General features: G+C 63.8%; 21 protein-coding genes and 1 other RNA gene. 9 read left to right on the top strand and 13 right to left on the bottom strand.

Translation table 11 applies throughout. The annotated features are described in order from the left end of the window. Positions 1 to 2 precede the first annotated feature (2 nt). From rfaE1 to gyrA, 11 genes are all read right to left on the bottom strand, one after another. Positions 3 to 938, bottom strand: a complete 936-nt coding sequence (gene rfaE1 / locus AC1DUN_RS05585; RefSeq protein WP_477713136.1) for a D-glycero-beta-D-manno-heptose-7-phosphate kinase — start codon at positions 936 to 938, stop codon at positions 3 to 5. Positions 939 to 959: 21 nt separating this feature from the next. Then, positions 960 to 2,105, bottom strand: coding sequence for a lipopolysaccharide assembly protein LapB (gene lapB, locus AC1DUN_RS05590; protein WP_477713073.1), 1,146 nt, complete (start codon positions 2,103 to 2,105; stop codon positions 960 to 962). Next, on the bottom strand, positions 2,095 to 2,379 hold the full coding sequence (locus AC1DUN_RS05595) for a LapA family protein (RefSeq protein WP_477660756.1): 285 nt from the start codon (positions 2,377 to 2,379) through the stop codon (positions 2,095 to 2,097). The genes lapB and AC1DUN_RS05595 overlap by 11 nt, the downstream gene beginning before the upstream one ends. A gap of 63 nt (positions 2,380 to 2,442) precedes the next feature. Next, the gene (locus AC1DUN_RS05600; protein WP_007869491.1) at positions 2,443 to 2,757 is read right to left on the bottom strand and encodes an integration host factor subunit beta; all 315 of its coding nucleotides are present in this window, start codon (positions 2,755 to 2,757) and stop codon (positions 2,443 to 2,445) included. A 66-nt stretch (positions 2,758 to 2,823) separates the two neighbouring features. Beyond that, entirely contained in the window at positions 2,824 to 4,509 is a 1,686-nt protein-coding gene (gene rpsA / locus AC1DUN_RS05605) for a 30S ribosomal protein S1 (RefSeq protein WP_007869489.1), read from the bottom strand. A 151-nt stretch (positions 4,510 to 4,660) separates the two neighbouring features. Next, complete coding sequence (locus AC1DUN_RS05610; protein ID WP_477713074.1) at positions 4,661 to 6,643, bottom strand: bifunctional 3-phosphoshikimate 1-carboxyvinyltransferase/cytidylate kinase; 1,983 nt, start codon at positions 6,641 to 6,643, stop codon at positions 4,661 to 4,663. Between the two features lie 10 nt (positions 6,644 to 6,653). Next, positions 6,654 to 7,532, bottom strand: a complete 879-nt coding sequence (locus AC1DUN_RS05615; RefSeq protein WP_413327620.1) for a prephenate dehydrogenase — start codon at positions 7,530 to 7,532, stop codon at positions 6,654 to 6,656. A 33-nt stretch (positions 7,533 to 7,565) separates the two neighbouring features. Next, positions 7,566 to 8,648: a prephenate dehydratase gene (gene pheA, locus AC1DUN_RS05620; protein ID WP_074575566.1), complete on the bottom strand. Its 1,083-nt coding sequence runs from the start codon at positions 8,646 to 8,648 to the stop codon at positions 7,566 to 7,568. Between the two features lie 80 nt (positions 8,649 to 8,728). After that, the gene (serC, locus tag AC1DUN_RS05625) at positions 8,729 to 9,835 is read right to left on the bottom strand and encodes a 3-phosphoserine/phosphohydroxythreonine transaminase (RefSeq protein ID WP_007869481.1); all 1,107 of its coding nucleotides are present in this window, start codon (positions 9,833 to 9,835) and stop codon (positions 8,729 to 8,731) included. Next, positions 9,832 to 10,401, bottom strand: a complete 570-nt coding sequence (locus AC1DUN_RS05630; protein WP_477660760.1) for a DUF2059 domain-containing protein — start codon at positions 10,399 to 10,401, stop codon at positions 9,832 to 9,834. The genes serC and AC1DUN_RS05630 overlap by 4 nt, the downstream gene beginning before the upstream one ends. Then, on the bottom strand, positions 10,401 to 13,049 hold the full coding sequence (gyrA, locus tag AC1DUN_RS05635) for a DNA gyrase subunit A (RefSeq protein ID WP_477713075.1): 2,649 nt from the start codon (positions 13,047 to 13,049) through the stop codon (positions 10,401 to 10,403). The genes AC1DUN_RS05630 and gyrA overlap by 1 nt, the downstream gene beginning before the upstream one ends. A gap of 252 nt (positions 13,050 to 13,301) precedes the next feature. Between gyrA and ompA the strand changes: the two genes are divergently transcribed. The 5 genes from ompA (at position 13,302) to AC1DUN_RS05660 (ending at position 16,644) form a co-directional block, all read left to right on the top strand. After that, positions 13,302 to 13,940: an outer membrane protein OmpA gene (ompA, locus tag AC1DUN_RS05640; RefSeq protein WP_477713076.1), complete on the top strand. Its 639-nt coding sequence runs from the start codon at positions 13,302 to 13,304 to the stop codon at positions 13,938 to 13,940. Positions 13,941 to 14,006: 66 nt separating this feature from the next. Beyond that, positions 14,007 to 14,714, top strand: coding sequence for a bifunctional 2-polyprenyl-6-hydroxyphenol methylase/3-demethylubiquinol 3-O-methyltransferase UbiG (gene ubiG / locus AC1DUN_RS05645; protein WP_477713077.1), 708 nt, complete (start codon positions 14,007 to 14,009; stop codon positions 14,712 to 14,714). A gap of 32 nt (positions 14,715 to 14,746) precedes the next feature. Continuing rightward, positions 14,747 to 15,412 carry a phosphoglycolate phosphatase gene (gene gph / locus AC1DUN_RS05650; protein ID WP_477713078.1) on the top strand — a complete coding sequence of 222 codons (666 nt, stop codon included), beginning with the start codon at positions 14,747 to 14,749 and terminating at the stop codon, positions 15,410 to 15,412. Positions 15,413 to 15,424: 12 nt separating this feature from the next. After that, positions 15,425 to 15,811: a transfer-messenger RNA gene (gene ssrA, locus AC1DUN_RS05655) on the top strand. A gap of 101 nt (positions 15,812 to 15,912) precedes the next feature. After that, positions 15,913 to 16,644: a pseudouridine synthase gene (locus AC1DUN_RS05660; RefSeq protein ID WP_477713137.1), complete on the top strand. Its 732-nt coding sequence runs from the start codon at positions 15,913 to 15,915 to the stop codon at positions 16,642 to 16,644. A gap of 27 nt (positions 16,645 to 16,671) precedes the next feature. On the opposite strand, the gene AC1DUN_RS05665 is transcribed toward AC1DUN_RS05660, so the two are convergent. Next, complete coding sequence (locus tag AC1DUN_RS05665; protein ID WP_477713079.1) at positions 16,672 to 17,208, bottom strand: hypothetical protein; 537 nt, start codon at positions 17,206 to 17,208, stop codon at positions 16,672 to 16,674. 305 nt (positions 17,209 to 17,513) lie between these two features. On the opposite strand from AC1DUN_RS05665, the gene AC1DUN_RS05670 reads away from it, so the two are divergent. Then, positions 17,514 to 18,104 carry a putative pterin-binding protein gene (locus AC1DUN_RS05670; RefSeq protein ID WP_477713080.1) on the top strand — a complete coding sequence of 197 codons (591 nt, stop codon included), beginning with the start codon at positions 17,514 to 17,516 and terminating at the stop codon, positions 18,102 to 18,104. 3 nt (positions 18,105 to 18,107) lie between these two features. On the opposite strand, the gene AC1DUN_RS05675 is transcribed toward AC1DUN_RS05670, so the two are convergent. After that, positions 18,108 to 18,896 carry an alpha/beta fold hydrolase gene (locus tag AC1DUN_RS05675; protein ID WP_477713081.1) on the bottom strand — a complete coding sequence of 263 codons (789 nt, stop codon included), beginning with the start codon at positions 18,894 to 18,896 and terminating at the stop codon, positions 18,108 to 18,110. Between the two features lie 130 nt (positions 18,897 to 19,026). On the opposite strand from AC1DUN_RS05675, the gene AC1DUN_RS05680 reads away from it, so the two are divergent. The 3 genes from AC1DUN_RS05680 to AC1DUN_RS05690 all read left to right on the top strand — a co-directional run bounded on the left by AC1DUN_RS05680 (position 19,027) and on the right by AC1DUN_RS05690 (position 21,954). After that, complete coding sequence (locus AC1DUN_RS05680) at positions 19,027 to 20,040, top strand: YVTN family beta-propeller repeat protein (protein WP_477713082.1); 1,014 nt, start codon at positions 19,027 to 19,029, stop codon at positions 20,038 to 20,040. A 91-nt stretch (positions 20,041 to 20,131) separates the two neighbouring features. Then, entirely contained in the window at positions 20,132 to 20,986 is an 855-nt protein-coding gene (locus AC1DUN_RS05685; RefSeq protein ID WP_477713083.1) for a polysaccharide deacetylase family protein, read from the top strand. A gap of 5 nt (positions 20,987 to 20,991) precedes the next feature. Beyond that, on the top strand, positions 20,992 to 21,954 hold the full coding sequence (locus AC1DUN_RS05690; RefSeq protein ID WP_477713084.1) for a sterol desaturase family protein: 963 nt from the start codon (positions 20,992 to 20,994) through the stop codon (positions 21,952 to 21,954). Positions 21,955 to 21,989: the final 35 nt, after the last annotated feature.

Genomic DNA, 21,989 nt, shown 5'->3' on the forward strand with positions numbered 1-21,989 from the left:
GCTCACTGCGCGGCGAACAGCTCGCCGTAGTTGACGGTGGCGGTGCCGAACTTGCCGACCACGATGCCGCCCGCGCGGTTGGCGATCGGCACGGCGTCGCGCAGGCGCATGCCGGTGGCGGTCATGGCGGCCAGCGTGGCGATCACGGTGTCGCCGGCACCGGTGACGTCGAACACCTCGCGCGCTACGGCCGGGACGTTGAGTTCGCCCTCGGCATCGAACAGCGTCATGCCTTCTTCGCTGCGCGTGAGCAGCAGGGCTTCCAGGTTGAGCGCCTCGCGCAGGTTGTGGGCCTTGGCGCGCAGGTCGGCTTCGCTGCTCCAGGCGCCTATGACGTGCTCCAACTCGGCGCGGTTGGGGGTGATGACGCTGGCGTTTTTGTAGCGCGCGTAGTCCGAGCCCTTGGGATCGACCAGCACCACCTTGCCCGCGGCGCGGGCCTGGGCGATCATCAACACGATGTGCGCGAGGCCGCCCTTGCCGTAGTCGGAGAACAGCACCGCGTCGTGCTCGGTGTGCAGCTTTTCAAAGGTGGCGGACTGGGAGGCCAGCACCTCGTTTTCGGGCGTGTTCTCGAAGTCCAGGCGTATGAGCTGCTGCTGGCGGCCGATGACGCGCAGCTTGACGGTGGTCTTGAGCTGGGCGTCGCGGCCGAAATAGGGCGTGATGCCGGTCTTGGCGACCAGTGCCTCGAGCTGGTGGCTGGCCTCGTCATCGCCCACCACGCTCAGCAGCGAAGCTTGCGCGCCCAGCGTGACGATGTTGTAGGCCACGTTGGCCGCGGCGCCTATGCGCTCCTCGGTGCGCGTGACGCGTACCACGGGCACCGGCGCCTCGGGCGAGATGCGGTCCACCGCGCCATACCAGTAGCGGTCCAGCATGGCGTCGCCCACCACGAGAACGCGGGCCTTGGAAATCTTTTCAGGCGTCAATTGCATGCTCATCTATCGTGTCTTTTTCTACAGCTCTTCAATACGGCGCGTCGGGTAGCTGTCCCAGGCCTGGCAGCCTGGGCAGTGCCAGAAGTGCTGGGTGGCTTCAAAGCCGCAGGCCGCGCAGCGGTAGCGCATCAGGGGCTTGGTGGCCTGGTCGAGCGCGCGCTGGACCAGGGTGTGGTGCTGCTCGTCCTGGAGCTTTTCACCGGCGATCCATTTTCCGGCCGCGACCAGCGAGGCCTGGCGCTCCAGGTGTTTCACATACCACTGCCGCGCCGAGGCCGGGTCTTTTTCGAGCTTGACGATGGCCTCGATCACGTCGATGGACGGCATGTTGGCATAGCTGGCCTTGAGCAGCTCCAGCGCCATGGCCTCCTGGCCGCCGGCCTGCGCGATATTGGCCAGCAGGCCGGCGGCCAGCGGCAGGCCTTGCGGTGCGGTTTTTTCGAGCTTGAGCAGGGTTTGCAGGGCGTCCTGCGGGCGGCCCAGCTGGTTTTGCAGCTTCGCCAGGTCTATCAGGGGACGGGCCAGGGCCGGGGCCATGGCGATGGCTTCCTGCAGGGCACCCAGGGCCCGGGTGGTGTCGCCGGCGGCCACGCAGGCGCCGGCCTGCTCGCACAGGTAGTGTGCCTGGCGGGCGCTGAAGCTGCCGTGGCTGGAGCTGCCGAGCCGGGCGGCGATTTCGGTGGCATTGGCCCAGTCGCGCGAACGTTCGTAAATCGACAGCAGGGCCAGCCGCGCCTCTTCTTCAAAGGGCGTGCCTTCGAGCTTGCGCAGGGCGGCCTCGGCGCGGTCCAGCAGGCCGGCTTTGAGAAAGTCGAGCGCCAGTGCATGCTGGGCGCGGTCGCGCTCGGGCTGCGTGAGGTCGCCGCGCGACATCAGGTGCTCGTGCACGCGCACGGCGCGCTCGTACTCGCCGCGGCGGCGAAACAGGTTACCGAGCGCGAAATGAAGCTCGGAGGTGTCCGGGTCGCTTTGCACCGCCTCGATGAAGGCGTCTATGGCCTGGTCCTGCTGCTCGTTGAGCAGGAAATTCAGGCCTTTGAAATAGGCCTTGGGCGCCTGGCGGTTTTCGATGCGCAGCTGCCGCAAGTCCAGCCGTGAGGCCAGCCAGCCCAGCGTGAAGGCGATCGGAAACCCGAGCAGGACCCAGGTGAAGTCAAATTCCATGGTGCATCGTGGACGGGTCTTCACTCACGGTGTGGGGGCCCAGGGTCGTGTAGGCGTACTTGGCCGAGCGGCGCTTTTTCCACCAGCGCGGCATCATCACAAAAATGCCGAGCGCCAGCCCGCAGGCGAAGGTCGCCAGCACGACCAGCACCAGGGGCGCTTGCCACATGGTGCCAAAAAAGAAATACACCGCAACCGTTTGCTGGTTATTCAGTGCAAAGGCGAAGAGCGTAAAAAAAATGGCTGCTTTAAGCAGCCACATGAGGTATTTCATTGGGTAATCCCTCAGGGTGGTCTGGCGATTGTAGCCAGCCCACCGAGGGACACCAGCAAGACCTTACTTGGGTTCCGTGACCGCCAGCAACTCCTGGGTGCGGGCATCGACGGCTTCGCGCAATGCCTTCCCGGGCTTGAAATGCGGCACCCGCTTTTCAGGGATGGCCACGCTTTCGCCGGAACGCGGGTTGCGCCCCATGCGGGGCGGGCGCCGGTTGATGGAGAAACTGCCGAAACCCCTGATTTCAATGCGATGGCCGCGCACCAGTGCGTCGCTCATGGCGTCAAGAATCGTCTTGACGGCATATTCGGCGTCGCGGTGCGTCAGCTGGCTGAATCGGGCCGCCAGTTCTTCGACGAGGTCGCTTCGGGTCATGGATCAAGTAGCTGCACAGCGATGCGACCCGCCCCTGGGGGCGTATCGCACCGCCGCGCGGTTGCCTTACTTTTCGTTGTTGTCCAGCTTGGCGCGCAGCAGGGCACCCAGGCTGGTCGTACCGGCGTTTTCGCGGGAAGACTGCTGGCTCAGGTTGGCCATGGCTTCCTGCTGGTCGGCGTTGTCCTTGGCCTTGACCGACAGCTGGATGTTGCGGGTCTTGCGATCCACGTTCACCACGACTGCGGAGACTTCGTCGCCTTCCTTCAGCACGTTGCGGGCGTCTTCGACGCGGTCGCGGCTGATTTCGCTGGCGCGCAGGTAGCCGATGATGTCTTCGCCCAGGTCGATTTCAGCGCCCTTGGCGTCAACGGTCTTGACTTTGCCGGTCACGATCGCGCCCTTGTCGTTGATCGACACGAAGGTGGTGAAAGGATCGGAGTCGAGCTGCTTGATGCCCAGGGAGATGCGCTCGCGGTCGACGTCGACGGCCAGCACGATGGCTTCCACTTCCTGGCCCTTTTTGTAGTTGCGAACAGCGGCTTCGCCGGGTTCGTTCCACGAGAGGTCGGACAGGTGCACCAGGCCGTCGATGCCGGCAGCCAGACCCACGAAGACGCCGAAGTCGGTGATCGACTTGATCGGGCCCTTGACGCGGTCGCCGCGCTTGGTTTCCTGCGCGAATTCCTGCCATGGGTTGGCCTTGCACTGCTTCATGCCCAGGCTGATGCGGCGCTTGTCTTCGTCGATCTCGAGGACCATGACTTCGACTTCGTCGCCCAGGGCCACGAGCTTGCTTGGGGCCACGTTCTTGTTGGTCCAGTCCATTTCGGACACGTGGACCAGGCCTTCGATGCCGGGTTCGAGTTCCACGAACGCGCCGTAGTCGGCGATGTTGGTGATCTTGCCGAACAGGCGCGTGCCTTGCGGGTAGCGGCGGTTCACGCCCATCCATGGGTCGTCGCCCATCTGCTTGAGGCCCAGCGAGACACGGTTCTTTTCGGTGTCGAACTTCAGGATCTTGGCAACGATCTCTTGACCGGCCGTCACCACTTCGCTTGGGTGACGCACGCGGCGCCATGCCATGTCGGTGATGTGCAGCAGGCCGTCGATGCCGCCGAGGTCAACGAAGGCACCGTATTCGGTGATGTTCTTGACGACGCCCTTGACGGCAGTGCCTTCCTTGAGGGTTTCCATCAGCTTGGCGCGCTCTTCGCCCATGCTGGCTTCGACCACGGCGCGGCGGCTCAGCACCACGTTGTTGCGCTTGCGGTCCAGCTTGATGACCTTGAATTCCATGGTCTTGTTCTCGTAGGGAGACAAGTCCTTGATGGGGCGGGTGTCGATGAGCGAACCGGGCAGGAAGGCGCGGATGCCGTTGACGAGGACGGTGAGGCCGCCCTTGACCTTGCCGCTGGTCTGGCCGGTGACGAATTCGCCGGATTCCAGGGCTTTTTCCAGGCTCATCCACGAAGCCAGGCGCTTGGCCTTGTCGCGGGACAGCAGGGTGTCGCCATAGCCGTTTTCGACGGAGTCGATGGCCACGGAGACGAAATCGCCGACCTGGACTTCGAGCTCGCCCTGGTCGTTCTTGAATTCTTCGAGGGGGACATAAGCCTCGGATTTGAGTCCGGCATTCACAACGACGTGGTTGTGGTCGATACGAACGACTTCGGCGGTGATGACTTCACCGGTACGCATTTCAGAGCGTTGCAGCGATTCGTTAAATAGGTCGGCAAAAGATTCAGACATGATTTTCCTAGTCCACACAACAGGGTTCCAATAGCGGGATTGCTATTGTTTTTATAGCTGCTTGCGGCGGTGTTTTGCGGCCAGACGTCTGGTAAGGCCGCGGGTTACGTTGATGAACCTGCTGACCCAAGCGCAGGTTGCGCGTCGGGGGTCAGAAGGGCCGGGTGCCTTGCCACCATTCAAGCACCTGTTCCACCGACTTTTCAATCGACAGGTAGGAGTTGTCCAGGGGGCGGGCGTCATCAGCAGGCTTCAAAGGGGCTGCTTTTCGCGACGAATCGCGCGCATCACGTGCCTCTAAATCTTGCTGAATCTCGTCGATTGTAGCCGAATTTCCCTTTGAAATCAACTGCTTATGCCGGCGTTCGGCCCGGTGCAGGGCGCTGGCCGTGAGGAAAACCTTGAGCGGGGCGTCCGGGAAGATGACGGTGCCCATGTCCCGGCCGTCGGCGACCAGCCCCGGCAGCTTGCGAAAACTGTGCTGGAGCTCCAGCAAGGCGGCGCGAACCTCGGGGTGGGCCGACACACGGGAGGCGGCCATGCCAGCGGCCTCGGTGCGTATGGCGTCGGACACGTCCTGAGGCCCGAGAAAAATGTGGCTACCCTGGAAGCGCACCGGCATGGTGCGCGCCACGCGGGCCACGCCGGGCCCGTCGTCCACCGAAATACCGGCCAGCGCCGCGGCATGGGCGCTCAGGCGATAAAGCGCGCCGGAGTCCAGGTAGTGGTAGCCCAGCCGGTGGGCCGTCAGGGCCGCCAGGGTGCCCTTGCCAGAGGCTGTCGGGCCGTCGATGCAGATGACCGGAACGCGGGGCGTGTCGGCCTGGGCCACTTCAAACAGGGCTTCGAAGTAGTCGGGAAAGGTTTTGGCGACGCATTTGGGGTCCAGGATGCGTACCGGCAGTTGCGCCGGGTTGAAGGCCGCCAGCGAAAAACACATGGCCACGCGGTGGTCGTCGTAGGTATGGATCGCGCCCGTCGTCCACTGGGTGGGGGGGGTGATCCTGAGGTAGTCCGCGCCTTCCTCGACCACGGCACCGAACTTCTGCAGCTCGCAGGCCATGGCGGCGATGCGGTCGGTTTCCTTGACGCGCCAGCTTGCGATATTGCGTAGCGTGGTGGTGCCGTCGGCGTACAGCGCCATCACCGCCAGCGTCATGGCGGCGTCCGGGATGTGGTTGCAGTCCAGGTCTATGGCCTTGAGCGGCCAGGCGCCGCGCGAAATGCGCAGCGAGTTCGGTGCGCTGTCGACCCGTGCGCCCATCATTTCCGCGGCTTCGACGAAGCGGATGTCACCCTGGATGGAGGCGGCGCCCACGCCCTGGATTTCGATGCCGGCGTGCCCCGGGGATGCCGCCGCGATGGCGCCTAGCGCGATGAAATAGCTGGCCGACGAGGCGTCGCCCTCGACATGGATGGCGCCCGGCGACCGGTAGCGGCTGCCGGCCGGAATGGTGAAGCGTTCCCAGCCCTCGCGCCTGACGTCTATGCCGAAGCGCTGCAGCAGCTTGAGCGTAATTTCAATGTAGGGCCGGGAGATCAGCTCGCCGACCACCTCGATGCGGATATCCCGTTCGGCGACCAGCGGCAGGGCCATCAGCAGGGCGGTCAGGAACTGGCTGGAGACATCGCCGCGCACCCGTATGGGCTGCTCCAGCCTGAGTTGCCCGGGCCGCAGGCGCAGCGGCGGAAAGCCTTCGTTGCCGAGGTAGTCGATGGCGCAGCCCAGTTGCCGGAGCGCGTCGACCAGGTCACCAATGGGCCTTTCGTGCATGCGCGGCACGCCGGACAGCTCGAACTCTCCGCCCAGCAGGGCAAGCGCGGCCGTCAATGGCCGCATGGCCGTGCCGGCGTTGCCCATGAAGAGTTTGGCCGGGGTCTGGACAGGCCGGCCGCCCAGCCCGCTGATGACGGCGGTGTTGCCGTCCTGCCGGACCGTGCAGCCGAGCTGCCTGAGCGCGGCCAGCATCACGGCGGTGTCGTCGGAGGCCAGCAGGTCGTGGACGGTGGTCTCGCCGTGGCTCAGGGCGGCCAGCAGCAGGACGCGGTTGGAAATGCTTTTGGAGCCGGGCAGGCGGACGATGCCTCCCGCGCTGCGCAGGGGCGGAATGTCCAGGAACTCGGTGTCGAACATGGACTGCGGATTATTTGTGCGATTTTTGTGAGGAGATGCGCCAGTTGGCCCGGGTCTCGCTGGCCCGCTCGATCAGCACTTCAAGGACGTCGCCGCTGCTGTTGGCAATCAGCTCCTCGAGCGACTGCAGGGTCTCCTGGAAGATCTTGGACTGGGCCAGCAGTTCTTCGCGATTCGCGATCAGGATGTCGCGCCACATTTTCGGGTCGCTGGCGGCGATGCGCGTGAAGTCCCGAAAGCCTGGGCCGGCCAGCGACATGTATTCCTTGCCATGATCCTGCCCGGTGATGCCGTTGATCAGGGCGAAGGCGATCAGGTGCGGCAAATGGCTGACGGCGGCGTAGGCGGCGTCATGGGCCTGGGGCGACATCTTGAGGACATGGCAGCCCAGGGCCGTCCAGACGTCGTTGGCTTTTTGCAGCTGTACCGTGAAGGTGCGCTCTATCGGCGTCAGGATGACCTGCTTGCCGGCGTAGAGGTCCACGTCCGCATGCTCGACACCCGAGACTTCCTTGCCGGTGATAGGGTGGCAGGGCACGAAGGAGCCGACGTTGTCACGCAGCACGCGCCGGGCGGCGTCCACCACGTCGCGTTTGGTTGAGCCGACGTCCATGATCAGCGTGTTCGGGCCGACCAGGTGGCGTATGGCTTTGAAGGTGGCCTCCGTCGCGGAAACCGGCACGGCCAGCAAAACGATGTCGGCGCCCGAGACCGCCAGCAGCGCCGAAGGCGCCTCCACGTCGATCACACCCATCTGACGCGCCCGCTCCGTGGTGGAAGGGGACTTGCTGTAGCCAACGACGCGCTTGACCAGGCCGGCACGTTTGAGTGCCAGCGCGAATGAGCCACCCATCAGGCCGCATCCAATGAGACCTAATTGTTCAAACATGTTGTGGCACCAGGGAGGTTGTGAGTCGTTGCATTAATCGCCGATGGGATAGGTTCCGAGGACCTTGTAAAAGGCGCACAGCCGCTGTAAATCGGCCAGCGCGGCCTTGACATGGTCTTCGGAGGGGTGACCCTGCAGGTCAATATAAAAATAGTATTCCCACTGGCCGGAGCGTGCCGGGCGCGATTCGAAGCGGGTCATGGAGACGCCGTGGGCCTTGAGCGGCATCAGGATGTCGTGGACGGCGCCTGGGCGGTTGGGCACGGACACCACCAGGCTGACGCAGTCCTTGCCGGAGGCGGGCGGGGAGGGCAGTGTCTGCGGCAGGCAGACCACGGCAAAACGCGTACGGTTGAAGGCGTCGTCCTGGATGGCGTGGGCCGCCGTGTAAAGGCCGAACTGGGTGGCCGCCCGGTCGCTGGCGATGCCGGCCCAGGCCGGGTTGGTGGTGGCCAGGCGCGCGCCTTCTGCGTTGCTGGAGGCGGTGCGGCGGTCGGCGTGGGGCAGGTGCGTGGTCAGCCAGCCCTGGCACTGGGCCAGCGCCTGGGGGTGGGCGTAGACCGCTTCTATGCCTTCGAGCGACTCCGAGAGCCGCAGCAGGTTGTGGCGCACCATCAGGCTGATTTCGCCGACGATGTGCAGAGGGGAGTTGAGGAACAGGTCGAGCGAGCGCGAGACCACGCCTTCGGTGGAATTTTCCACCGGCACGACGCCGTAGCTGGCGCTGCCGGCCGCCGTCGCGCGAAAGACCTCGTCGATGCTGACGCAGGGAACGTGTTCGATGCTGGCGCCGAAAAACTGCAGCGCCGCCTGCTCGCTGAAAGTGCCGGCGGGGCCCAGGTAGGCCACGCGCACCGGGGATTCCAGGGCCAGGCAGGCCGACATGATTTCGCGCCAGACGGCCGCCACATGCTCGTTCTTGAGCGGTCCCTGGTTGGCCTGCTGGATCTGCTCTATCACCTGGGCCACCCTATCGGGACGGAAAAACGGCGTGCCTTCGCGTTTTTTGAGTTCCCCGACCTGCTCGGCCACCTGGGCGCGGCGGTTCAGCAGGGAAAGCAGTTCCCTGTCCAGGGCGTCGATCTGGACGCGTAAATCAGCAAGGTTGGCAGTCATATCAGGGGCCGTCCGCCCTCGCCATCTGCACTGGATGCCCCTGGGGGACAGTGAATGTGGCGGGCATGGGGTATTTCGTCCTAAGCGTGTTTTTGTTCGAATTCTCGCATGTACGCCACCAGCGCCTGCACGCCGGCCAGCGGCATGGCGTTGTAAATACTGGCGCGCATGCCGCCTACCGACTTGTGGCCCTTGAGCTGAAGCAGGCCCGCCGCCTTGGCGCCGGCCAGGAAAGCCTCGTTGCGCGACTCGTCGCGCAGGAAAAAAGGCACGTTCATGCGTGAGCGGCAGTCCTTGCCGACCTTGTTCAGGTAGAACTGCGAGCTGTCGATCGCATCGTAAAGCAGCTGCGCCTTGGCCAGGTTGCGCTTTTCCATGGCCGCGACACCGGCGGCCGCGCCTTCCCGCTGGCGCTTGAGCCACTGGAAGGTCAGGCCCGCGATGTAGATGGCGTAAGTGGGCGGCGTGTTGTACATCGACTGGTTGTCCGCCACCGTCTTGTAGTCGAAGGCGCTGGGGCAGGCCGCCATGGCGTGGCCGAGCAGGTCTTCGCGGATGACCACTAGCGTCACGCCGGCGGGGCCGAGGTTTTTCTGCGCCCCGCCGAAGGCCAGGCCGACGCGGGACCAGTCGACGGACCGCGAGGCCACATGGGATGAAAAATCAATCACCAGGGGGGCGTCGCTTCCCAGGGCCTTGAGGTCCGGCAGGCTCTGGAATTCCACGCCGTTGATGGTTTCATTGGTGCACAGGTGCACATAGGCCGCGTCCGGGCGCAGCTTCCAGCCCGAAGGCGCGGGCAGCTGCGTGTGCCCGTTGTCGGCGTTGCTGGCGGCGACCTGCGCGTCGCAGTACTTGCGCGCTTCTTTTTGCGACTTGTCGCTCCAGCTGCCGGTCACCACAAAATCGGCGGAGCGCCCGCGCGACAGGTTCAGCGGAACGATGGCGTTCTCGGCCAGCCCGCCGCCCTGCATGAACAGGATCTTGAAGTGGGCCGGGACGGCCATGAGTTCGCGGAAATCGGCCTCGGCGGCTTCATAGATGGAGATGAACTCCTTGCCGCGGTGGCTCATCTCCATCACGCTCATGCCGCTGCCGTGCCAGTCCAGCATTTCGCCTGCCGCCTGCTGCAAAACCTCCTCGGGCAGGTTCGCGGGGCCGGCGGAAAAATTGAACGGACGGGTCATTTCTTCGCGGGCGGCTTGGCTGCTCCCGGGGCAGGGCTGGTGCCGACGATCTTCACCGCCGTCTCGTCGAACTGCTTGATGCGCGCCACCACGTCGGTGCGCGAGGCCTCGACGAGTTTTTGCACAAAGACGTTGCCGAGTTCAGGCGCGGCGGCCTGGTATTTTTTGATGGCGGGGGATTCGAAGAAAGCGGCGAGCTGCTGGAGTTCCTCCAGCGTGAAACGCTCCGCGTAGGCAGGGACCAGCGATTCGGCGCTGACCTTGCCGATCTGCTTGCTGATCAGCTGGCTGGCGTCATCGGCGTACTTCTTGAGTTCGGCGTTGAGGTCTTCCGAGGCCTTTTGCCGCTTGGCCTTGGGAACGTTGGCTTCCAGCTGGGGGCCCCATTTGTTGATCAGGTCCTGGGCCGTGCTGCCGGCCAGCTGGCCCACCAGGCGGTCCAGCTCTGGACCCTGCTGCAGGGCGACCACTTTTTTGGCCAGCTCGATTTTGGGGTCGGTCTGGGCGTGGACAGCCGCGCTGCAGGCCAGGCCGGCGATCGCGAGGGCGGTGATCAGTTTTTTCATCAATTGCTTTCGGTGTTGGAGGCGTCTGTGCCGGTGTCGTTTTCGGTATCGAGGTCGTCCAGCGTGGCATCGTTTTCGACAATGCGCTGCAGGCCGCTCAATTGTGAGCCCTCGTCGAGGCCGATCAGCGTAACACCCTGTGTAGCCCTGCCCATCTCGCGGATTTCGCTGACGCGCGTGCGCACCAGCACGCCCTTGTCGGTGATGAGCATGATCTCGTCGTCGACGTGGACCAGCGTCGCGGCCACGACCTTGCCGTTGCGTTCGCTCTGCTGGATGGCGATCATGCCCTTGGTGCCGCGGCCGTGGCGCGTGTATTCGGTGATCGAGGTGCGTTTGCCGAAGCCGTTCTGGGTGGCCGTCAGCACGCTTTGCTGCTCGTCTTCGGCGACCAGCATGGCGATCACGCCCTGGCCGTCTTCCAGCGTCATGCCGCGCACGCCGCGCGCGTTGCGGCCCATGGGGCGCACGTCGTTTTCATCAAAGCGCACGGCCTTGCCGCCGTCGCTGAACAGCATCACGTCGTGTTTGCCGTCGGTCAGGGACGCGCCTATCAGGTAGTCCCCCGGGTCCAGGTCCACGGCGATGATGCCGGCCTTGCGCGGGTTGCTGAATTCGTCGAGGGCCGTCTTCTTCACAGTGCCCATGGAGGTGGCCATGAAGACGTACTGGTCGGCCGGGAAGCTGCGCTTGTCGCCCGTCAGCGGCAGGACCACGGTGATCTTCTCGCCTTCCTGCAGCGGGAACATGTTGACGATGGGCCGGCCACGCGAGCCGCGCGAGCCCGCGGGAACCTCCCAGACCTTGAGCCAGTAGAGCCGGCCCCGGTTGGAAAAGCACAGGATGTAGTCGTGCGTGTTGGCGATGAAGAGCTGGTCGACCCAGTCGTCGTCCTTGGTGGCGGTGGCCTGCTTGCCGCGGCCGCCGCGTTTTTGCGCCCGGTATTCCGACAGCGGCTGGCTCTTGATGTAGCCGGTGTGCGAGAGCGTCACCACCATGTCGGTCGGCGTGATCAGGTCTTCGGTGCTGAGGTCGAAGGAGCTGTGCTCGATATGGCTGCGCCGCGCGCCCAGCTTGGTCTGGCCGAACTCCAGCTTGATGGCGGAGAGTTCCTCGCCGATGATGATGGAGACGCGCTCGGGCTTGGCCAGGATGTCGAGCAGGTCGTCGATCTCGGCCATGACTTCCTTGTATTCGGCCACGATCTTGTCCTGCTCCAGGCCGGTCAGGCGCTGCAGGCGCATCTGCAGGATTTCCTGGGCCTGGGTTTCCGACAGGCGGTACAGGCCATCGTTGCCCATGCCGAACATTTTTTCAAGGCCGTCGGGGCGGTAGTCGTCGGCGTTGACGATGCCGCCGTCGGCGCGCGTGCGGGTGAGCATTTCGCGCACCAGGCTGCTGTCCCAGGGGCGCAGCATCAGCTCGGCCTTGGCCACCGGCGGCGTGGGTGCGTTGCGGATGATGGCGATGAAGTCATCGATATTGGCCAGGGCCACGGCCAGGCCCTCCAGCACGTGGCCGCGTTCGCGCGCCTTGCGCAGCGTGTACACGGTGCGGCGCGTCACCACTTCGCGGCGGTGCGAGAGGAAAACCTGGATCAGGTCCTTCAGGTTGCACAGCTTGGGCTGGCCGTTGACCAGCGCCACCATGTTGATGCCAAAGGTGTCCTGCAGCTGGGTCTGCTTGTACAGGTTGTTCAGCACCACTTCGGGCACTTCGCCGCGCTTGAGCTCGATGACCAGACGCATGCCGGACTTGTCGCTTTCGTCCTGGATGTGGCTGATGCCCTCGATCTTTTTTTCATGCACCAGCTCAGCCATGCGCTCCTGCAGCGTCTTCTTGTTGACCTGGTAAGGCAGCTCGTCGACGATGATGGACTGGCGCTGGCCCTTGTCGATGTCCTCGAAGTGGCATTTGGCGCGCATCACCACCTTGCCGCGGCCGGTGCGGTAGCCATCCTTGACGCCGTTGATGCCGTAAATAATGCCGCCCGTGGGGAAGTCGGGCGCCGGCACGATTTCCATCAATTCGTCGATGGAAGCCTCCGGGTTTTTCAGCATGTGCAGGCAGGCGTCGACCACTTCGTTGAGGTTGTGGGGGGGGATATTGGTCGCCATGCCCACCGCGATGCCGCCCGATCCGTTGACCAGCAGGTTGGGCAGCCGGGTCGGCAGGACCAGGGGCTCCTGTTCGCTGCCGTCGTAGTTGGGGCCGAAATCGACGGTTTCCTTGTCCAGGTCGGCCAGCAATTCATGGGCGATTTTCGACAGGCGGATTTCCGTATACCGCATAGCGGCCGCGTTGTCACCATCCACGGAGCCGAAATTTCCCTGGCCGTCGACCAGCAGGTGGCGCAGGGAGAAATCCTGGGCCATGCGAACAATGGTGTCGTAGACCGACTGGTCGCCGTGGGGGTGGTATTTACCGATCACGTCGCCGACGATACGGGCCGACTTCTTGTAGGGGCGGTTCCAGTCGTTGTTCAGCTCATGCATGGCGTACAGAACACGCCTGTGCACGGGTTTGAGGCCGTCTCTGGCGTCGGGGAGGGCCCGGCCGACGATCACGCTCATGGCGTAGTCGAGATAGCTGCGCCGCATTTCCTCTTCAAGACTGATGGGCAGGGTTTCTTTAGCGAACTGGGTCATGAGCGGCCTGGTTGGGATTTCGAGATTCTTGAGGAAAGCCAGCGATTTTAAGGCTTGAGTTTATAGCGGCCACTTGTGGCGGGGCAGCAACAAATGCTCAAGAATCTTAAGTCTGTGTCAGACGAAGCCGATAGCGTGCTTGAAGGTTGGGGCAGGTGTGGCACAATCGATGTAACGCTTTGAGTGATGGTCACTCACGGCGTGTAAATTACTAATCGCAGCAAGTCTGCGGCTTTTCTCTAGAGGAGAACCATGAAGAAACTCAACAAAGTGGCAATGTTGTTTGCTTCCGCAGCGCTTGTTACCGCCGCTGGTGCACAAACGATCGACAACTGGAAAAACGGCAACAACGAACTGGTCTGGAAAAACGGCACCAACGAACTGTGCTGGCGTGATGCCAACTGGACGCCTGCTACCGCAGCGCCTGGTTGCGACGGCGCAATTGCCCCTGCGATGGCTCCTGCTGCTCCGGCCGCTGCTGCTCCTGCTGCTGCCGCTCCTGCTGCCGCTGCTCCTGCTGCTCCTCCTGCCGCAACGAAAGTTACCTACGCTGCTGACGCTTTCTTTGACTTCAACAAGTCTGTGATCAAGCCAGAAGGCAAAGCCAAGCTGGATGACCTGGTCGGCAAGATCAAGGACATCAACCTGGAAGTCATCATCGCCGTGGGTCACACCGACTCCGTCGGTAGCGATGCTTACAACCAGAAGCTGTCGGTTCGCCGTTCGGAAGCCGTCAAGGCATATCTCGTGTCCAAGGGCATCGAGAAAAACCGCGTCTACACTGAAGGCAAGGGCGAGAAACAGCCAGTTGCTGACAACAAGACCGCCGAAGGCCGCGCCAAGAACCGCCGCGTCGAAATCGAAGTGGTTGGTACCCGCGCCAACAAGTAATCCTCAGGGATCGCTTCAAAAACCGCGCCTAGGCGCGGTTTTTTTATGCCTCAACGATAATGCCTCATGTCTACAAGCGATAACTTCGATCCCGCCGAGCTGGCCAAATTCTCCGACCTGGCCCACCGGTGGTGGGACACCGAAAGCGAGTTCCGCCCCCTGCACCAGATCAACCCCTTGCGCCTGGGCTGGATCGACGGCCAGGTTCAACTCAAAGGTTTGCGCGTGCTGGACGTGGGCTGCGGCGGCGGCATTCTGGCCGACTCCATGGCGCGCAAGGGCGCCGACGTTTTGGGCATAGACCTGGCCACCAAGGCGCTCAAAGTCGCCCAGCTCCATGCGCTGGAAGCCCAGACGGAAGGGGTGCAATACCGCGAAATCAGCGCCGAAGCGCTGGCGGCCGAGCAACCGGGCAGCTTTGATGTCGTCACCTGCATGGAAATGCTGGAGCATGTGCCCGACCCCTCGTCTATCGTCAAGGCTTGCGCGGCGCTGGTCAAACCCGGCGGGCATGTGTTTTTCTCCACCATCAACCGCAACGCCAAAGCCTTTTTGTTCGCCATCGTGGGCGCAGAGTATGTGCTGAACATGCTGCCCCGCGGCACCCACGAGTACGCCAAACTGGTCAAGCCCAGCGAACTGGCCGGCTATTGCCGGGCCTCGGGACTCTCCCTGCAGCAGACCCGCGGCATGGAGTACAACCCGCTGACGCGCCATTACTGGCTCAGCGCCGACACCAGCGTCAATTACCTGTTCGCCACCCAAAAGAGCTGAAACCCCGCGCTTCGCCTCAATTCACACCCGATATGTTCAAAGACATTGCTGCCGTGCTGTTTGACCTGGACGGCACCCTGATAGACAGCGCGCCCGACCTGGGCGCCGCAGCCGACAAAATGCGCACCGACCGGGGGCTGGCATCGCTTCCGCTGGCGCTGTACCGCCCCATGGCGGGCGCGGGTGCGCGCGGCATGATTGCAGTGGCCTTTGGTCTTACACCGGACGACGCCCGTTTTGCTGACCTCAAGGAAGAGTTTTTCCGCAACTACGAGTCGCGCATGACGGAGCGCACCACGGTGTTTGACGGCGTGGCCGAACTGATCGCCCGGATCGGCCAGGCCGGCTTCAAATGGGGTGTGGTGACCAACAAGTCCGCCCGTTTTACCGTCCCGCTGACCAAGGCCATGCCGTTGTTCGACACCGCCCAGGCCATTGTGAGCGGCGACACCACGCCGCATTCCAAACCGCACCCGGCACCCTTGCTTGAGGCGGCGCGCCAGCTCGATGTGGCGCCCGGCCGCTGTATTTATGTCGGTGATGACGAGCGTGACATCGTCGCGGGTAGGGCCGCGGGCATGCCCACGGTGGCCGCCGCCTACGGCTACCTCGGCAAAACCGCCGACACCGAAGGCTGGAAAGCCGATGCGACCATTGCCGCACCCGGCGCCCTCTTGAATTTGCTGCGAATGGCGTAAACTAGGCCTCCTGGGGCTGCATTGGTTTCGACGTGGGTTCGGACGCGGTGTGGTGCATGTCGAGCTGAATGTGCTCGTAAAACAGATTCAAACAAACTAACTGCAAACGACGAACGTTTCGCACTCGCTGCTTAATTGCCAGTGAGCTTTACAACAGCAGGCCGATGGGCTGGGCAAGGGGTGTTTAGCGCAAGTTAAATGCTCCCGGCTGTAAAGATAATTTCATCGGCTGGCTCCGGGCTGGGTACCTTAACCCGGGGCGAGAAAATAGGGTGCTGGCGTCCTGTGTAGCGTGCGACTGCGCGACACAGGTGGCGAGACCCAAATCAGACCGCTAAACATGTAGATCTGCCCGAACAAGGCTTGCGGACGGGGGTTCAAATCCCCCCAGCTCCACCATTTCACGAAAGCCCGGCCTTTATCCGCCGGGCTTTTTTCATGGGCGTCCAGCGGCTGGCCGGCCGCTTTGTGCCCGCTGCGACAATACCCCGATGGCAAGCATGCAACTCCAGGAAATTCTCTTCTCCCAGGGCTTTGGCACACGGCGCGTGTGCGCGGGGCTGGTTCAACAAGGTTATGTCGCGGTGGCGGGTGCGCCTTGCGAGGATCCGACCGCTGACTTCGAAGCCGTTGAAGGCCTGCCTTTCACGGTGCAGGGCGCGGCCTGGGAATACCATGAAAAAGCCTATCTGATGCTGCACAAGCCCGCGGGTTATGAGTGCTCGCAAAAACCCAGCGCCTACCCGAGCATCTACACGCTGCTGCCGGCGCCGATACGCCAGCGCGGCGGCGGTGCGGCGGCCGGTGTGCAGGCGGTGGGGCGGCTCGACCAGGACACGACCGGCCTTTTGCTGCTGTCGGACGACGGCAAGTTCATCCATCGCATGAGTTCGCCCAAGCACCATGTGCCCAAGGTCTACGAGGTGCGCGCCAAGCACCCGGTGGACGACAAACAGGTGGCCAAACTGCTGGCCGGCGTGGTGCTGGACGACGACCCCAAGCCGGTGCGGGCCGCGGCCTGTGAAAAAACCGGCGAGCACCAACTGAGCCTGACATTGACCGAAGGCAAATACCACCAGGTCAAACGCATGATTGCCGCCGTGGGCAACCGCGTGGAAGAGGTGGGCGGCCTGCACCGTTCGCGCATAGGCTCGCTGGATTTGCCGGCCGACCTCAAGGCCGGCGAATGGCGCTGGCTGACGCCGCAGGACCTGGCGTGCATCGCGGGCTGAGCATTGGCCGGCACTCGCCGGCCGGGCCTAGCGCAATTCGGCCGGGCGGGTGTTGGACTGTATGAGGAAGGAGTCGTGCCAGTGGCCGGGCATGCTGCTGGTGTGCTCCTGGTCCATGAGCGTGCGTATCTGGCGTTGTTGTGCCAGCGTGTGTTTCAGGCTGAGTCGCGCGGTTTCGAGGGCCGCTTCCTCACGTTTGAGGTGCCGGGCTTTGGTGGCTTCTTCACCGAGGAATTCGTTGCGGAGCGCGTCCGGGTCCGGCAGCATGGAAGGGTTGAGCACCACATAACAAATGCCGCATTGGGCCAGCAAATTGCTTTTCAGGTTTCTGGCTTTGCGGGACAGGCCGAAGGACTTGGGCACGTCGACGCAGCCGACCACATGGCCGTCGCTGGCGCAGACCGAAAACGTGCAGGTGGTGTTCTGGAGCATTTCATACCAGTACAGGCTGTTTTCATTGGCGTTGGGCCGGGTGAAGCGGGTCACCGGCATCTTGACCAGCACATGGTGGTCGTCAAAGGTGTTGATCATCCAGTGCCAGACCCGCAACTCTTCGCTGTTCATCAGAACCCGCGCATGCAGGGGCCAGTGTTGAGGAATGCGGCGTTTCCCCCGGTTTACCCAGCGTGACCACAGGCTGTACCATTCGGCGAGGTGCTCCATACGGGGCTGCTCCGCCGGCGACCATTCCGAGTTTCTGTACATGACGAACTCCTGGTTGTTACTGGTACTTACAATATGCGACTATTTGCCTACTTTGTCTTGAGGTTTAACACGGCTTTTCGCTTGATTAGTGACTAAGTGTGAATTTTTAGACGGAAACTCCGTCGCGAGCGTACGTAGAACTTGCAAAAAGGGGAGAGAAATCCATGGACAAACGCAGATTTATGGGTGTGGCGGCCGTGGGCGCTGCCGCCTTGCCTGGAATGGCGCAGGCCCAGCTGGCGCCCAAGGCGCAAAAAGGCCCGACGGTGCTGACCGTCAGCGGGCTGATAGGCGCGGGCAACCGCGGCGCGCTCGATCCGGCGCTGGACCAGATGATGGCCAAGCAGAAGATCAAGTTCGACAAGGCGCAGGCCTTTGACTTCGCCACCCTGGCCGCGCTGCCGGCCGTCACCATCAAGCCGACGCTGGAATACGACAACAAGCCGCACACGCTCAAAGGCCCGCTGCTGGCCGACGTGCTCAAGGCCAGCGGCGTGAAGCTCACCGACAAGACCACCGTGTTTGTGCGCGCGGTGGACGGCTATGCGGCCCAGGTGACGRCCGCCGAGCTCGGCAAATACCGCTTTATCGTCGCCACCCACATGGACGGCCAGCCTTTGTCACTGGGCGGGCTGGGGCCCCTGTGGGCCGTGTATGACGCGGACCGTTTCCCCGAGATGGCGGCCAAGCCGATCTCCGCGCGTTTTGCCTGGTGCCCCTGGGCGACCTATCACATCGAGGTCAAAGAGGCCTGAGCTTCAGCGCGCGGCCTTCAGGAAGTCGGCAATGACCTCCACGGTCTGGCCGGGCTGGTCGCGCTGGGGTGAATGCCCGCAGGCCGCCAGCCGCAGCTGCCGGGCATGCGGCGCCATCCGTGCGATTTCATCGAGTTGGCGCATCGTGCCGTACTCGTCGTCCAGGCCCTGGATCAGCAACAGCGGCGCCGTGATGCGGCTGCATTCCTCGCGGATGTCGAAGTGGCGAAAGGCATCGGACAGCCAGATGTCGTTCCATTGCCAGAAGGCCACATCGACGTCGGCGTGGTAGCGCGCCAGGCGATCGCGCAATCCCCCCGACTCAAACGCCGTACGGGCTTCAGTGATGGCCTGCACGGCAATGTCTTCCACCAGCACATGCGGCGCCATGGCGATGCAGGCCGAGACCGGGTGGCGGCTGGCGTGGAGCAGGGCGATGGTGGCGCCGTCGGAATGGCCCAGCAGCACAGGCCGGCTGATGTCCAGTGCCTGCAGCAGGGCGGGCAGCACCTCCCAGGCTTCAGCGTGCATGTAGTCGGGTAGCAAGCGGCCGCTGCCGCGCACGTCGGGCACGGTCGCGGAATTACCGTAGCCGCGTCGCGAATACACGACGCCGGCCCGGCCTGTCGCCGCGCAGACGGCTTGCGGCCAGTCCAGCCCGCGCTGCGTCCACAGGGCGACCGAGCCCAGGCCTTCGTGCAGGAAAACAATCGGGGCCAGGCCCGCTTGCCCGGGGATACGCCTGGCTTCCAGGCACACACTGTTGATCTCCAGCATCTGCGTCACATTCATCGCCGCATCGTAAAGGATGACGGCGATTCGGGAATGCCGGGTATTTAGCCACGCCGGGGCAGGCCTTTCGGGACGGGAACCTGGCCGGCGCCCGGTACACTAACCGGTTGCACCTAGAAAGACCGTTTTTGTGAATGTTCCCGCCCGTTTCGCAGCCGCCTGGCTGTGCGCCCTTGCCGCCCTGACGAGTTTCCCGGCCGCCGCCCAGACCGCGGCGCCGCCGGCGGCTTCCGGGATCACCACACCCGTCTTTGTGCTCAACTCGCTGGACGACAGCGTCAGCGTGATCAACCCGGCCACCTGGACCGAGACCCGGCGCATCGCCACCGGCAAGCAGCCGCACCATCTTTACCTCACGCCCGACGAAAAGTCGGTGATCGTGGCCAATGCCCTGTCGGACTCGCTGACCTTTATCGACCCGAAAACCGCCGAAGTGCAGCGCACGGTGCGCGGCATCCTGGACCCCTACCAGCTGCGCTTTTCGCCCGACATGAAGTGGTTCGTCACGGCGGCCAACCGCCTGAACCACATCGACATTTACAAATGGGACGGCAAGGACATCACGCTGGTCAAGCGCGTGCCCACCGGCAAGACGCCCAGCCATTTGTGGATAGACAGCAAAAGCACCACGATTTATTCGACCATGCAGGACAGCGACGAGCTGATCGCCATCGACCTGGCGACGCAGGCCGTCAAATGGCGCACCAAGACCGGCTCCATCCCGGCCGACGTCTACGGCACGGCCGACGACAAATTCATGCTGGTCGGTTTGACCGGCGGCGATGCGGTCGAGGTCTATGACGTGAGCGGCGCCCAGCCGCAGCGCACCAAATCCATCAAGACCGGCGCCGGCGCCCATGCCTTTCGCGCCTTTGGCGACAAGCGCCATATCCTGGTCAGCAACCGCGTGGCCAACACCATCAGCCGTATCGACCTGCAAACCCTGGAAGTGGTCGACAACTATCCCGCGCCGGGCGGCCCCGATTGCATAGACGTAAGCCGCGACGGCAAGCAGATCCTGGTGAGCTCGCGCTGGGCGCGCAAGCTCACCGTGATCGATGTGGCGACCCGCAAGGTGGTGCGCCAGGTCAATGTTGGAAAGAGCCCGCATGGCGTCTGGACGCTCGACCACTCGGCTAGGTAAGCCCCCACGGTTGCTCACTTCGTGTAGCGCCCTGCCCCCCGAGGGGGCCGCTGCGCCTGCGGCCCGGCAAAGCCGGTTCCGCGGCCCCGGCTTGTCTGGTGCTTCGCCGCAGTCGCTGCTCGCTGTGGCTTTGTTGGCGACTTGTGCGCTTCCTGCGTGGGCTGCAAATCCAGGCGACACCAAGGCAGCCGCGCCCTGCAAACCCGTCTACCTGACGCTGGACACCGGCCACATGGCCGTCGCGCCGCTGATGGCCGAGGTGCTGAACAAACACCAGGTCAAGGTCACGTTTTTCGCCGCCAACGAGCGCACGCAGACCGGTGACGGCAGCCTGGGCGAGCAGTGGGCTCCGTGGTGGAAGGCGCGGGCCGCCGAAGGCCATGAGTTCGCCTCCCACACCTGGGACCATGTGTACTGGCGCGGCGACCTGCCGGTGGCGGGCGCTGAGCCGCCCCGTTTCAAGATGCGGCCCTCGGCGGGCCCGTCGGATGGCAAGGACCTGAACTGGACGGCCGCGCAGTACTGCGAGGAAATCGGCAAGTCGGCCAAACGCCTGGAAGCCATCACCGGCAAAAAAACGCTGCCGCTTTTCAGGGCGCCGGGCGGCAAGACTTCGCCCGCGCTGCTGGCCGCCGCCAAGTCCTGCGGCTATGAGCATGTGGGCTGGTCGCCCGCGGGCTTTCTGGGCGACGAACTGGCCAGTGAAAAATACCCCAACGACTTTCTGCTCAAGAAGGCGCTGCGCGACGTGCGCTCCGGCGACATCCTGCTGGCGCACCTGGGCATCTGGTCGCGTAAGGATCCATGGGCGCCCAAGGTGCTGGAACCCTTGATCACCGGCCTGCAGTCGCGCGGCTTTTGCTTCAAGACCCTGCGCGAGCATCCCCAGTACAAGGACTGGATTGAAGCGCAGTCCGGCCCGGCCCCGGCCAAGCCTGCAAAATAAACGGCATGGACGGGTTCAGCGATCTTTTTTCGGCGGTGCAGCAGTGGCTGTTCGAGGCCGCCGTGCAGCCGGCCATGTTCGCGCTGGGCATGGGCAACGTGCTGGAAGACGGCTACGACGCCACCGCCTGGTTCATGGTGGGTGTGATCCAGGTCCTGATCCTGCTGGCCTTCATAGGCCCGCTGCAGCGCTGGCGGCCGGTGGAGCCGGTCACCGACCGCGCCACCATACGCACCGACGTGCTGTACACGCTGATCCACCGGCTGGGCCTGTTCCGTATCGCGCTGTTCTTCACGCTGGACCCCTGGTTCGACGAGGCCTTCGGCGCGCTGCGCACCGCCGGCTACGGCACCTTTCACCTGGACCAGCTCTGGCCGGGCGTGACCGACTACGCGGTGGTCAGCCTGCTGATTTACCTGGTGGTGTTCGACTTCGTGGCGTACTGGACGCACCGCGGCCAGCACCAGGTCGAGTGGTGGTGGCGCCTGCATTCGTTGCACCATGCGCAGCGGCAAATGACCATGTGGAGCGACAACCGCAACCACCTGCTCGACGACATCCTGGTCGACTCCATCGTGGTGCTGGTGGCCCAGCTCATAGGCGTGCCGCCCGGCCAGTTCATCGCCATCGTGGCTTTCACCCAGCTCAGCGAAAGCTTCCAGCACGCCAATGTGCGCATCTGGTTCGGCCGCATCGGCGAGCGCCTGTGGGTGAGCCCGCGCTTTCACCGGCTGCACCACAGCATTGGGATAGGACACGAGACCGTGAAGGCCCAGCGCACGGTGCTCGGCGGGCATAACTTCGGCGTGCTGCTTCCGTGGTGGGATGTGCTGTTCGGCACCGCCAATTTTGAGCAGCGTTATGACCCCACGGGCGTTCGCGACCAGGTCGAGGCCAACCGGGACTACGGCAAGGGTTTCTGGTCGCAGCAGTGGATAGGCCTGAAGCGCCTCTTCGGTAAAGCCTGAGCCTGCAATCTGCCTGCCGCCGAGTCGGGGTATCC

It is taken from the genome of Polaromonas sp. P4_F6 (genome assembly GCF_056401275.1).